Origin of the sequence: Marinilactibacillus sp. 15R, from assembly GCF_001895285.1 — a bacterium.
GTDB lineage: Bacteria > Bacillota > Bacilli > Lactobacillales > Carnobacteriaceae_A > Marinilactibacillus > Marinilactibacillus piezotolerans.
Genome location: NZ_CP017761.1, coordinates 1,041,545 through 1,054,875 on the forward strand (window position 1 = coordinate 1,041,545; position 13,331 = coordinate 1,054,875).

At 35.3% G+C, this 13,331-nt stretch carries 10 protein-coding genes and 2 pseudogenes; 10 read left to right on the top strand and 2 right to left on the bottom strand.

Features of this window, described 5'->3' with window-relative positions:
- The first annotated feature begins 25 nt into the window (after positions 1–25).
- From BKP56_RS05130 to BKP56_RS05150, 6 genes and pseudogenes are all read left to right on the top strand, one after another.
- Entirely contained in the window at positions 26–343 is a 318-nt protein-coding gene (locus BKP56_RS05130) for a PadR family transcriptional regulator (RefSeq protein WP_072694105.1), read from the top strand.
- On the top strand, positions 336–929 hold the full coding sequence (locus tag BKP56_RS05135; protein ID WP_072694106.1) for a DUF1700 domain-containing protein: 594 nt from the start codon (positions 336–338) through the stop codon (positions 927–929). Before BKP56_RS05130 ends, BKP56_RS05135 begins: the two co-directional genes overlap by 8 nt.
- Complete coding sequence (locus BKP56_RS13765) at positions 926–1,081, top strand: hypothetical protein (protein ID WP_156849223.1); 156 nt, start codon at positions 926–928, stop codon at positions 1,079–1,081. Before BKP56_RS05135 ends, BKP56_RS13765 begins: the two co-directional genes overlap by 4 nt.
- 343 nt (positions 1,082–1,424) lie before the next feature.
- Positions 1,425–3,010, top strand: a pseudogene (abc-f, locus tag BKP56_RS05140) (ribosomal protection-like ABC-F family protein).
- A 426-nt stretch (positions 3,011–3,436) separates the two neighbouring features.
- Entirely contained in the window at positions 3,437–4,105 is a 669-nt protein-coding gene (locus BKP56_RS05145) for a P-II family nitrogen regulator (RefSeq protein WP_072694107.1), read from the top strand.
- Between the two features lie 20 nt (positions 4,106–4,125).
- The gene (locus tag BKP56_RS05150; RefSeq protein ID WP_072694108.1) at positions 4,126–5,610 is read left to right on the top strand and encodes a DUF1538 domain-containing protein; all 1,485 of its coding nucleotides are present in this window, start codon (positions 4,126–4,128) and stop codon (positions 5,608–5,610) included.
- A 50-nt stretch (positions 5,611–5,660) separates the two neighbouring features.
- On the opposite strand, the gene BKP56_RS05155 is transcribed toward BKP56_RS05150, so the two are convergent.
- Positions 5,661–7,196: an AbgT family transporter gene (locus tag BKP56_RS05155; RefSeq protein WP_072694109.1), complete on the bottom strand. Its 1,536-nt coding sequence runs from the start codon at positions 7,194–7,196 to the stop codon at positions 5,661–5,663.
- A 280-nt stretch (positions 7,197–7,476) separates the two neighbouring features.
- On the opposite strand from BKP56_RS05155, the gene BKP56_RS05160 reads away from it, so the two are divergent.
- From BKP56_RS05160 to BKP56_RS05175, 4 genes and pseudogenes are all read left to right on the top strand, one after another.
- Positions 7,477–8,226, top strand: a complete 750-nt coding sequence (locus tag BKP56_RS05160; RefSeq protein ID WP_072694110.1) for an acyl-[acyl-carrier-protein] thioesterase — start codon at positions 7,477–7,479, stop codon at positions 8,224–8,226.
- 26 nt (positions 8,227–8,252) lie between these two features.
- A complete protein-coding gene (locus BKP56_RS05165; RefSeq protein ID WP_072694111.1) occupies positions 8,253–9,242 on the top strand; it encodes a LacI family DNA-binding transcriptional regulator in 990 nt (329 codons plus the stop codon).
- A gap of 171 nt (positions 9,243–9,413) precedes the next feature.
- Positions 9,414–10,797 (top strand): annotated as a pseudogene (locus BKP56_RS05170) (PTS transporter subunit EIIC).
- A gap of 40 nt (positions 10,798–10,837) precedes the next feature.
- The gene (locus tag BKP56_RS05175) at positions 10,838–12,292 is read left to right on the top strand and encodes a glycoside hydrolase family 32 protein (protein WP_072694112.1); all 1,455 of its coding nucleotides are present in this window, start codon (positions 10,838–10,840) and stop codon (positions 12,290–12,292) included.
- A 56-nt stretch (positions 12,293–12,348) separates the two neighbouring features.
- Here BKP56_RS05175 and BKP56_RS05180 read toward each other — a convergent pair whose 3' ends face one another.
- Positions 12,349–13,323, bottom strand: coding sequence for an asparaginase (locus BKP56_RS05180; protein ID WP_072694113.1), 975 nt, complete (start codon positions 13,321–13,323; stop codon positions 12,349–12,351).
- Between the last annotated feature and the right edge of the window lie 8 nt (positions 13,324–13,331).

The following is a 13,331-nucleotide window of genomic DNA, read 5'->3' on the forward strand; positions in this document are numbered from 1 at the left end:
ATTACGTATAAGGAGGTGTAAAGCTTTGGATACACAGTTAAAAAAAGGATTGATTGAATATTATATTTTAGCAAACCTTAATTATGGAGACTCTTATGGGTATGAAATTGTCAAAACTGTATCATCTCATTTGCCGATTACTGAATCTACTTTGTACCCTATCTTGAAAAGGCTAGAGACCCAAGGTAAAGTCATAACGTATTCTAAAGAGCATAATGGGCGGCTTAGAAAATATTATCAGATACAGCCAAATGGGTTAGAGAGTATTCGGGGTTTTTTAGAATCTTGGGAAAAAGTTGAAGCGATACATAACTATATTAAAAGGAGTGTAGAAGATGAATAGAAGTAGAATAGAGTTTATTAAAGAACTAAGTAATCAGCTTTCTTATATTATGAAACCGAATGAGGTTAAAGAATTAGTTGACTATTATGATGAAATGATATTAGACCTCATGGAAGATGGTTTAAGCGAAGAAGCTGTAAGCAGGGTGGACAGTCCAGAAAAGATCAAAGAATCTATTAAAGGAACACCTTTAGAAATCAATTTACCAATATCTAAAAAATTCAATCCTTATATAATCGCTCTGCTGATCTTAGGATTTCCGTTATGGGGAAGTTTAGTCTTAGCTTTAGTTTTAATTATATTGAGTATCTATATAGTGATCTGGTGTGTCCCTTTTACAACTGGTGCAATAGGTTTTGCAGGAGTAGTTGGAGGGATAGCCAGTACAGTATTGAGTCCATTAGCTCTTATGGACGGATTACACATTGGAATAACACAATTTGGATTGGGACTGATTTTATTTGGAATAGGGTTGCTTGCTACATTGTTTACGATGAGTACCAGCAGAAAATTTATCACGTTTAGTCAGAATATGACGAATCATCTAAAAAATCAATTATTATTTAAAAGAGGTGTAAACAGATGAAAATCGGGAAAAAGCTTATAGTTAAGTTGAGTTTAGCTTTTATTATACTAGGAATCGCTTTTAGTTTTCTAGGATTTGCTTCATCTGGGTTTGATACAGATAATTATAAGACAAATCAGAATAATTGGTATAGAGTTGTTCGTTTTGATTAATTTGTTTATTGTATGATTGTTGACAAAGACTTCTTTGTAAGGTATCCTAAATTCAAATTTAAAAGATAGGGGTGTTTTCTAAGCCAATGCGTAACTAATCCTATTATCAGAATGCAAAAGGTCAAAAAAAGTTCGAATAAGAGCGTTATTTTTTGTGCCTTAAACTTGATAGTACAGGGTGCAAAACGCATAATAAGTTGGAGAACGGTTTAGAATTCCAGTTTTTTCAAGTACAAATATGCCAACCTGCCTCCTGTTCTATCAAAAGATAGAATAGGAGGTTTTTATGATGTCTTAATTTTTTGTATGTTTAATCACTTACACAAGAAGGGACAGGATAAAAATGGCTTGGATAGAATTAAAGCAGATCAAACACTCAGTCAGAGAAAGAAAATTATTTGAAGCTGATCATTTAACAATTGAACCAGGAGATAGAATTGGTTTGGTAGGAACTAATGGTAGTGGCAAGACGACTTTACTGAATATTATAAAAGGCAATATCCAACCGGAATCGGGCACAGTAAACCGTCAGAAATCGGTATCGCTGCTTCCTCAAATCAAGGAAGTGATAGGGGCAAAAAGCGGCGGTGAAGTTACAGCAAGTACAATTATTTCGATATTAGCGGTGAAGTTACAGCAAGTACAATTATTTCGATATTAAATGAAAAATCTAAAATTTTATTAGCGGATGAACCAACAACGCATTTAGATATAGAACATGTAGAGTGGCTTGAAAAAGAAATTCTTGCATATCAAGGAGCCTATATGATTGTATCTCACGATCGTGACTTTCTGGATAAAACTTGTAACCAGATATGGGAAATCAGTCATGAACGAATTACAGAGTATGCTGGAAACTATTCAACGTATAAAGAAGAAAAGCAAAAAGAACGGAGACATCAACAGGTTTCTTATGATGTTTACAAGAAAAAGGAAAAACAGTTACTGGAAGCAGTAGAGAAAAAGAAAAATAAAGCAGATAAAATAACGGATGAATCTAAGCATTTCTATTTTCGGAAAAAAGCACAAAAACTTTACAAAACTGCTAAGTCAATTGATATGAGAATGGATCAATTAGAAAAAGTAGACAAACCAGAAGAACCAGAAACGATCAAAATGACAATCCCAAATTCTAGAGAGTTTATGAATAAGTATATAATTCGTGTAACTGACTTTAGTGTACAGGTTCCTAAAAAAAACCTTTGGAGACCAGCAACCTTTTTTATTAAGGGTGGAGAAAAAGTAGCTATCGTTGGACCGAACGGTAGCGGAAAGACAACACTGGTTCAGCGCATAATACATGGCTCGGAAGGGATAGAAAAGACACCTGCTATGAAAATAGGCTATTTTGCCCAGAACTTAAGTAATTTAAAAGAGAATCAAACAATTTTAGAAAATGTTGCTGAAGAATCAGTACAAGCAGAGACGCTGATCCGCATTGTATTAGCGCAGCTCTTATTTAAGCAAGATGAGGTATATAAACCCGTCGATGTTTTAAGTGGAGGCGAGCGAGTAAAAGTAGCTCTGGCGAAATTAATTGTAGGGGATTACAATACGCTGATATTAGATGAACCGACAAATTTTCTTGATGCCAAAGCAATTGAGGCGTTAGAGACTTTATTGTCAGCTTACGAAGGGAGTGTTATTTTTGTTACGCATGACCGAAGATTTATGAACCAGATCGCTGACAGACTTTTAATCATAGATAATAAGCAAATCAAATTATTTGAAGGAACCTATCGAGAATATCTGCTTTCGGGTCATTCAGAAAAACTGACATCTATTGAAGAAGATTTGATGAGAATTGAAAATGAAATTGCAGCAGTTCTAGGAAAAATAAGTATTGAACCTTCTCAGGAACTGGAAAGTCAGTTTGAAAAATTGATTTTGAAGAAAAAAGAATTGAGTATAAGAGCTAAACATAATTAGAATAGTATTCAAATGTGAGAATCCTGTATTATTCAAGATTCTCGCATTTTTTATACTATTTCAGCTATCCTAAAACATTATTGGTATTATGCAGCTATTTACTTTAGAAACTCCTTTGAATATGGTAAGCTTATGAAGTAACACTTTTTATTTTATATGTTTTGATACAGCTCTTAGCTTACTAATGTGATATTCCCTCACACTCAGCTAAGCAAATACACGAGAATAACCCGTTCAATCAAAATAGTCATATATTAAAATTCATTGTACTTCTCAATTCAATATTACATATTTTAGCAGACTGAATTTTTTTCAAGACCGCTTGTTGCGGATGGTATGAATGAAAAAGTTGGCTAGGTGGTATCATAAGTATATAGATAAGTTGTTTTTAGTTAAAAGATATATTTGGATGAAAGGAGTAAAAAAATGCAGCAATTAACAAATCATTCAATGGAATTAGTCGTTTGTATAGTAAATCCCAATGAGGCAGATCGAGTAATTGAATTAGCAAGAAAAAAAGGGATAGAAGGCGGGACGGTCTTTTATGGCGAAGGAACGTCAAGTAAAGGCGTATTAGCAGCATTAGGATTAGATACAGTAAGAAAGGAAATCGTTTTACTGATTGCTCCTGAAAAACAAGCAACAGAAGCATTAGACTATATTGCTTTTAAAAAGAAAATGCATGTTAAGAATAAAGGGATTGGCTTTCGTCTATCACTGAGCCAGGTATTAGGAATTTATACTGGCTCCATTCAAGAAAAGATACAGCAAATAGAAGAAAGGGAGTATAAAAAAATGTATCAGGGTATATTCGCAATAGTGAATAAAGGTGAAGCAGAAGATGTGATGGACCTCGCTCAAGAAGCTGGTGCCCAAGGCGGAACAATCATTCAAGCACGCGGTTCTGGTTCCAAAGAAGCTAAAAAGATATTTAATATGGATATTGTTCCTGAAAAAGAAATGATCCTGATTATCTCTGAGCAGAGTCAAGTAGAGCAGATCGTACAAAAAATTAGTCGAGAACAGGATATTAATGAACCGAACAAAGGAATTGTATTCGTAGTCGATCTTAATGAAACACGAGGAATACAATAAATATAGGAAGGTGATTAATAGTGAATGCACTCAAAGAAAGATTTTTTGAAGTCCTGAGAGCAGTGCTTCCTATAGTAATTTTAGTTGTGCTGATTCATTTTATGGTTGTACCGTTACCGAGTTCGGCTCTAGTTGGATTTTTAATGGGAGCAGTTGCCATTATTATCGGTATGACAATTTTTCTAGTGGGGATTGATATTGCCATTACCCCGATCGGAACTAACATGGGAAAAGGAATAGCATTCTCCAATAAAGTAATTGTAGTTGTGCTTGCTGGTTTGATTTTAGGCTTCTTCATTTCTGCAGCAGAGCCAAGTCTAGCTGTTCTCGGAAACCAGATTGGAACAGTTACTGGGAATGCTGTTTCGAGTATGTTCATCATAGGAGTTGTCTCAATAGGAATTGCTGTTATGGTGGTTATTGGATTGTTACGGATTGTTTATAGTCTCTCATTGATTTACGTATTAACCATAGCATATGGGATTATTTTTATTCTTTCATTTTTTACATCGTCTGAATTTTTATCAATTGCTTTCGATGCTTCGGGTGCTACGACAGGGTCTGTAACCGTTCCATTCTTGTTAGCTTTATCAACTGGTATTGCAGGACTTAAGAAAAATAGTAAAACCTCAGAAGAGGATAGCTTTGGTCTGGTTGCGATTGCTTCTACAGGGGCAATTCTATCCGTTATGATCGTCAATATTTTCTCTCCAATGGGGGAGGAATTAACAGGATCGTTAGAGATTAGCGTAGGAGCTGAAAGAGGATTTTTTACTAATTTTGGCAGTGAGCTAATTAGTCAAACACTTGATGTGTTTATTGCCATTGCTCCCATAGTCATTATTTTTAGTCTTTTCCAGAAATTCAAATTAAAACTTCCTCGAAGACAGTTAAAAAGTATCTGGAAGGGACTAGGGTATGTATTTGTAGGTCTAATTGTATTCTTAGCAGGCGTTAATGCTGGATTTATGAATGTGGGTAGTTTGATAGGATTTGCATTGGCTGAACAAAATTCTATTATTATGTTGTTTGTTGTTGGCTTCTCACTAGGATTTGTCAGCATCTTAGCTGAACCTGCGGTAAGTGTTCTGACAAAGCAAATCGGTAATGTGACATCTGGATCAATTAAACCAGCAGCAATTTTATCAACATTGTCTATCGGAGTAGGATCAGCAATTTTGTTTTCAACTATGAGAGTCGTTATTGAAGGTTTAGAATTATGGCACTTTTTACTTCCGGGGTACCTGCTGGCAGTTGGATTGAGTTTTGTTGTACCAAAAGTGTTTGTAGGGATGGCTTTTGATGCAGGAGGAGTAGCTTCTGGACCTATGACCGCTACTTTCATACTGGCATTTATTCAAGGTGCAGCGCAAGGGACACCATCAGCTGATATTTTAATAGATGGCTTTGGAATGATTGCATTAGTAGCTCTGATGCCAATATTGAGTCTGCAAATATTCGGTCTTATTTATCATTTGCGGTCAATTAAAGTAAATAAGGATTAAAAAACTCACTACAGACTTTTATCGGTCGTAGTGAGTTTTTTTATTTACATTTATAAAGTAGCTGGGGCTCCAGGTCCTAACGGTAATCCGAATGAGTACCAGATGATCAATAAGACTGACCATGCTATAAGGAAAGCAACTGTGTAGTAAATCATAGTAGAAATGATCGTTCCAAGACCGCTTTTTTTATCATATCTTTGCGCAAATACTAAAATCATAGCAAAGTAACTCATTAAAGGAGAGACAACATTTGAAGAAGAATCAGCAATACGATAAGCCATTAAAGTCATTTCAGGAGCAATATTTAAATTATACATCATAGGAGCAAATATCGGTGCCATAATAGCCCACTTAGCACTAGCAGAGCCCATGAATAAATTGATAAAGGATGTGAATAAAATAAAGGCCAAGATTAAAGGCAGACCGATAAATCCTATATTTTCCAGCAAAGTAGCTCCATTACTTGCAAGAATAGATCCTAAATTCGTATAAGCAAAATAGTCAATGAATTGAGCAGCAAAAAAAGCCAATACCAGATATCCGCCCATAGAACTCATTGATTCAGTCATACCTTGCACAAAGTCGTGAGATGATTTAATCTTTCCAGTTGTTATGCCGTATGCTAAGCCGGGCAGAGCAAATAGTAAGAAAATCATGAATAGTAAACCACTAGATAAGAAATTACTCAAGGTCATTTGACCAGTAGATTCATCAAGTGCTCTAAGTGGTGCATTCTGTGGAATCATTAATAGACCCATAATAATTAAAAAGGCAACTAAAGTAAGTAACGCATATAGTAAACCTTTATTTTCTTTAGAAGATAGCGGTTCTTGAGTAGGTTTATAATCTCCATCGTAAGTTCCTAGTCTGGGTTCCACAAATCTTTCGGTAATGAGAGCACCAACACCAGTTAATACAAAGGTTGATACAAATATAAAGTACCAGTTACCTGTGGTTTCTACTTCATAACTGATATTTGCGGAACTTAAGGCATCGTTTGTAATTCCAGCCAACAAAGCATCAGTAGGACCGAATATCAGATTTGCAGAGAATCCAGCAGAAACACCAGCAAAAGCAGCAGCTAAACCAGCAATTGGGTGACGACCTGCAGCTGCAAACATAATAGCGCCAAGTGGAACGACTACAACATATCCAGCATCTGATGCAATATTGGAAATAATACCAGCAAACACTACCATAGCAGTCAATAACCATGCCGGTACATTACTTAATAGCTTCTTTAAAGAAGAAGAAATCAAGCCAGTCCACTCAGCTACACCAACACCTAACATAGCGACCAGAACAGTTCCTAATGGTGCAAAGCCAGTGAAGTTTGAAACGGCACTGTTGAATATATGTGCCACGCCTTCACTGTTCATTAATGAAACAGCTTCTATTATACCTGCTTCTCCCGTTTCGGGATTGGCCATTGGGGCACTTAGTCCTAAGCGCACTGAAATTTCAGAAATAAAAATAATACCAATTGCAAAAATGATAAAGATGATGACTGGATGAGGTAGTTTATTACCCGCTCGTTCAATCATTCCAAGTAAACCTTTGTTTGTGTTCTTTTCAGAACCACTCATAAATAAATCCTCCTTAATAATGTTTGAACATTATATCTTAAATAGTTTATTGAATAAAAAAGATACTTTAAATATAAAGTACTCTATCGAGTTTAATACAAACAGTGAAAATGATTCAACAATTATCATAATATTAGTTATATTTTTAAAAAGTAAACGTTGACATTCTCATTTTTTTTAATTTAAAATAGTGATAGCTAAAACTTATAATTTAATATCTGGAATTACTTGATGTGTGATAAAATTATAAGTGTAGTTTGAATTGAAAGTAGGAAAAAAGATGGCCGTAAAAAAATATCAAAATACAAAAGAAATTAGTTACTATATGTGTGACCGAACGCATACACTGACATTACCTATGCTTGTGAACTTAATATTAGAAGTTTCCGGAGAACAGTCGGAAGAATTAGGATTAGGCGAAGAGGTTATGCAGGAAAAAGGATATTCTTGGATTATATTACAGTACGAATTCGAGATTGATCGCTTTCCGAAAAATAAAGAGACAATTGAAATTGAGACATACGCCACGGAATACAACAAATTGTTCTGTTATCGTGATTTCGTCATTCGCGACCTGACTGGAAATGAATTGATTATGATTCATTCCACTTTTGCATTATTTGACTTTACTAAAAGAAAAATGGCAAGAATACCGGAAGAAATCGTTGTACCTTACAAAGCAACGTTCAATAAAAGAGTAAAAAGAACACCTAAGCCAGTAGAGATTGACGAAGAAAAAGCTTATTCTAAACCCTTTCATGTTCGCTATTTTGACATTGATACAAATCAGCATGTAAATAATTCTAAATACTTGGATTGGACATTGAATACGCTGGGAGGAGAATTTTTAAGTAATCATAAATTAGTTTATGCAAACGTGAAATTTGATAAAGAAGTCTATGAAGGTCAAGTAATCCAAAGTTATGTAAGTATAACAGAAAATAAAGAAACTAGTTTATCAGCACATAAAATTAGAACAGAAGGCATAACAAATTGCAGTGCCAGCTTTAAGTGGGAAAATAGAGCATAGTTATATTGAGAAAGTAGGGAATAATAGTGGTTACCATCAATGATATTGCCCGACAAGCAGGTGTCGCTAAAAGTACAGTGTCTAGATACTTGAATAATGGATCCGTTAGTTCTGCCACAAGGAAAAAACTAGATGAAATTGTTAAAGAGACTGGCTATACACCAAATACTTTTGCTAGAAGTTTAAAAGCTGCGAAAACAAATATGATTGGTGTGATTATACCTCGATTAAATTCAGCTTCTACGAACGAAGTATTAAGTGGAATTGATCAAAAAGCCCGAGAAAATGGATACGATTTGATTATTACTAATTCAAATCAGAATATGCAAAGAGAACTAGGAAATATACAAACACTGATTAAACAAAAAGTCGAAGGTATCATTTTACTAGCACGAGAAATTACAGAAAGTCATAGAAAGCTTATTAATGATGCAAATATTCCTTTTCTAGTACTTGGACAAAAAGCGGAAGCAATACATTCAATGGCTTATGCAGATTATGAAGCTGGCTATACTATAGGCCGATATGCGGTGGAATTAGGGCATCGAGATTTTCTTTTCTTTGGAGTTTCAGAGCAGGATAAAGCTGTTGGTTCAGAAAGAAAAAACGGGTTCTTAGACAGTCTTGAAAATGTAACAGAAACTAATGTTACGATTATTGAGACAAGCTTTTCTAAAAGAATAGCTTATCAAGATGCACTGACCTCTCTTCCGAAATCAACAGCTTCATATGTAGTTTGCGCAACGGACAATATTGCAATAGCTGTGTTGAAAGCAGCAGTTGAATTAGAATATTCCATTCCAGAAAAATTTTCTATCAGTGGCTTTGGAGGATATGAAGAAACGGATTATGTTCAACCAACTATTACTACTATGAGCTATCCTTATAAGGAAATGGGTATTCAGGCAGTTGAAAATTTAACTAAGCTATTAGAAGGTACAGATATTCCTTACGAAACTTTGCTTCCTAATGAATTAATTGTAAAAAACTCTACCATAAGAAAGAAGAGAGTCTGAAAAGTATTGGCTTTCTTTTTTTTTCTTGCAAACAGAACCGGTTCCTGATAAAATGAAAAGCACTTTAAAGGAACCGGTTCTTATTAAGGCTGATCATTTTGATTATGTTACATTATTTTATAAGCAATGATGGAACCGGTTGCTAAAAATTAAAAAGGAGAATGATCAATTATGAAGCACAAAGAAACAATTGATAAGTTGATTGACGTAGTAGGTGGAGAAGAAAATATCAGAAACTTTGAACATTGTGCAACGAGACTGCGTATTATTTTAAAAGATGATAGCAAATTAGATAAAGATAGAGTAGATGAAGTCCCTGAAAGTAAAGGATATTTTTTCAATACTGGACAGCATCAGTTTATATTCGGTACAGGAAAAGTTAATTCTGTTTATAGTGAAATGGAACAGAGAATGGGTGGCTCTTTGTCCGATCAATCTTCAGGTAATTTTAAAGATGATGTCTATCAAAATTTGAGTCCTGTGCAGAAAGTTGTACGCACTCTAGCTGATATTTTGGTACCGCTTATTCCAGCACTTGTTACAACCGGTTTGTTAATGGGAATTAGAGGATTGATTATTGAACTTGGTGTTCAGATGAGCCCGGACTGGTTAACAATGTTCGAGATGCTTACTGATACTGCTTTTGCTTTTCTGCCAGTATTGATAGCTTTTAGCGCAACAAGAAAATTTGGTGGGAATCCCATACTTGGAATTGTAGTGGGTCTAATGCTGGTAGCTCCGCAATTACCAAACGCTTATTCTGTAGCTGGTGGTGATGCTGAACCTTTGAATTTGCTTGGAGTAGATATTATCGGTTATCAAGGCTCGGTAATCCCCGCCATAATAGCAGGATGGATGATTTCTAAGTTAGAAAAGTGGTTTAGGACTTTTGTTCCTCAAATGATGGATCTAATTGTTACGCCCTTTTTAACGATTGTAATTACAATATCAGTTATGTTATTTTTATTGGGTCCAATTGTTCAAATAGCAGAATCAGGTGTTATCAATAGTATTATTTATCTAATAGAAGCTCCTTTTGGTATTGGCTATATTATATATGCAGGTTTCCAACAAGTAATTACAATTACGGGTCTGCATCATTCAATTAGTATTATTGAAATTAGTTTATTGAATAACAATGGATCAAACGTACTACAAACGCTTGGAACAGCTAGTATGGCAGGACAATTCGGAGCAGCTGTAAGTGCAGCTTTATTAATTGAGCAGCAAATTAAAAAAATCTAACGCTTTAAGTGCTAGTGCATCTACTTTATTCGGAATTACAGAACCGCTACTATTCGGAGTAACCCTTAGATCAATGCGCGTATTTATTTCTGGAATGATTGGTGGAGCAGCTGGAGGATTTTTAACATATATCTTGGGGCTTTCTGCAACTGGTATGGGCATTACGTTCATTCCGGGACTTCTATTGTATACGAATAGTATCAGTAGCTTACTTCAGTATTTACTCGTAATTATAGTAGCTTTTGTAATAGGATTTGTTTTAGTCAAACTACAAAGCCGTCCAGTGCATGCTGAATTGAATATGAAGTAACAATCAAATCTGCTAACTAAGAATATGAAGGAATGGGTTTATGAACTTGATAAGAGAAGAATTACAAAAAGGAATCCGAGCTAGACAAAAAGAATTATTGAAACAGGTTGAAATAGACCCATGGAGACTGAAGTACCATCAACAAGCACCAACTGGATGGTTGAATGATCCGAATGGTGTTCATCAAAAGGATGGAATATATCACTTATATTATCAATATTCCCCATTAGAAGCTTCTGGTGGGTTGAAATATTGGGGCCATAAAACCTCTAAAGACTTAGTTTATTTTAAAGAAGAAGAAGTATTTTTGTTTCCTGATCAGAAATTTGACTGTCACGGCGTCTATTCTGGAAGTGCTTTTGAAAGAAATGGGCTTATACATTTCTTTTATACAGGTAATGTCAAGCATATTGGGAAGGAACATGATTATATAGTGAGCGGAAGGGAACAGAATACGGTCCATATGACAAGTAAGGACGGGTTCGCAATTGATACCCGAGAAGTTGTGATTGATGCAAACGAATATCCAGAAGGATTTACACAACATATCAGAGATCCGAAAATCATTGAAAAAGATGACTTGTTTTATATGGTATTAGGTGGACGTACAAGTCAGGACAAGGGTGCCATATTACTATATGAATCGGAGAATTTAAATGACTGGAACTATAAAGGCAATTTACTAGATAACCAGTCGGGTCTAGGATATATGTGGGAATGCCCGGATTTTTTTACATTAAACGGACAAGACATACTATTGATGTCTCCTCAAGGAGTACTAAGAGAAGGATATAAGTTTGAAAATGTCTATCAATCTGGCTTCTTAATAGGCGAAACGGATTGGAGCACATTGAAATTTTTACCGAATACGGATTTTGAAGAATTAGATAGAGGATTCGATTTTTATGCTCCTCAGACATTTGAAGATGAAAAAGGTCGTAGAATTCTCTGGGGATGGATGGGCTTGCCGGATATAGAACCGGAGTATTCAAACCCAACCATTGAACGAGGCTGGCAGCATGCTATGACGATGCCAAGAGAATTAACTATCGAAAATAGTAAGCTGAAACAAAGGCCATTGGAAGAATATCGTGTTCTTAGAAAAAATGAATGGTCACAAAGAGTGGACTTAATAGAAACGAATTACACTGTTTCAGAAACAAGTGATGCATACGAAATGATCGTTGATATAGAAAAACCGACTGAACCACTAAAAATTTTCTTGTCTCAGGATGTAAAGATTACTTTTAATGGTAATTTATTCACACTTGAGTTAGGAGAATCAGGATATGGCAGGAAAACGAGGTCTATTGAACTATCAACTTTGACAAGTATCCAATTATTTGTTGATTCATCTTCTCTGGAAATATTTATTAATGATGGAGAGTTTGTTATGACGACTAGAATCTATCCTAATAGTAATCTAAGAGAGATTCAATTTGAAGGTAGGTCTAGGATTCAAGTTAAAAAATGGGATTTAAATGCTGCCCAATAAAATAATCCCGCAGGAATCATTGAGCTACTCTGATTCCTGCGGGGTTTACTATATAGTTACGTAATTTCAAAAACTTCGGATATATAATCATGATTAGAAGACTTCTCTAATATGATTAGCAGCTTTAATCGTGCTTTTGGACCACTCAATCCAGGAGCAAAAATGACTCCGGCATTTTTCAATTGTTTCCCGCCACCTTCATAATCATAAATATCTTGTGCGATACCATTGAAAGCACGAGAAGTCAGAACGATAGGGATATTTTGATCTAATAGTAGTTGTATACCGTTCAATGTAGCTGGTGGAAGATTACCCGCCCCTAAAGCTTCAATGACTACTCCGTCAATACCAGTCTGAGCTAGTGCTTCTAGAAACGCTCCGCTCATACCAGCGTAAGCTGTCAAAAGCGGCACAGTCTTAGTAACTTGTTCAATTGGGAAATACTCTGTTTTAATTAGTTTCTGGAAGAACATAACTTCTTTTTTTGAAACAATTCCAATTGGACCAAAGGTAGGTGTCCTAAACGTTGCTACATTAGTGGTGTGTGTTTTCGTTACGTACCTGGCTGCATGGATTTCTTCGTTCATTACGACTAATACTCCTTTTTCAGCAGCATTATCTGACATAGCTGTCCAAACAGCACTTTGAAGGTTCCTTACGCCGTCAGATCCGATTTCATTAGTTGGTCTCATTGCACCAGTCAGTACGATTGGAATGACTGACTCAACTGTTAAATCTAAAAAATAAGCCGTTTCTTCTAATGTGTCCGTTCCGTGAGTAATCACGACGCCGTCGATTTCTTTTGAACGAATTGCTGCATCGATTCTTTTTTTTACGATAAGCATATGTTCTGGTGTCATATGAGGAGAAGGGAGCTGTAGTATATCTTCTTCAGTCAATCGAACTTCTTTATCAAACATATAACTATATTCATTTAAAGGATGTTCGGAACTGGGTTTTACAACGCCAGTACTTTGATCAGTACTCATAGATATCGTTCCGCCAGTATGCAATATTAAAATATGTTTCAAATTATTCA

Excerpts from the sequence above, each read along its gene's own strand:
- BKP56_RS05135 (WP_072694106.1), top strand. The coding sequence starts at position 336 with ATGAATAGAAGTAGAATAGAGTTTATTAAAGAACTAAGTAATCAGCTT.
- BKP56_RS05145 (WP_072694107.1), top strand. The coding sequence starts at position 3,437 with ATGCAGCAATTAACAAATCATTCAATGGAATTAGTCGTTTGTATAGTA.
- BKP56_RS05175 (WP_072694112.1), top strand. The coding sequence starts at position 10,838 with ATGAACTTGATAAGAGAAGAATTACAAAAAGGAATCCGAGCTAGACAA.
- BKP56_RS13765 (WP_156849223.1), top strand. The coding sequence starts at position 926 with ATGAAAATCGGGAAAAAGCTTATAGTTAAGTTGAGTTTAGCTTTTATT.
- BKP56_RS05160 (WP_072694110.1), top strand. The coding sequence starts at position 7,477 with ATGGCCGTAAAAAAATATCAAAATACAAAAGAAATTAGTTACTATATG.
- BKP56_RS05155 (WP_072694109.1), bottom strand. The coding sequence starts at position 7,196 with ATGAGTGGTTCTGAAAAGAACACAAACAAAGGTTTACTTGGAATGATT.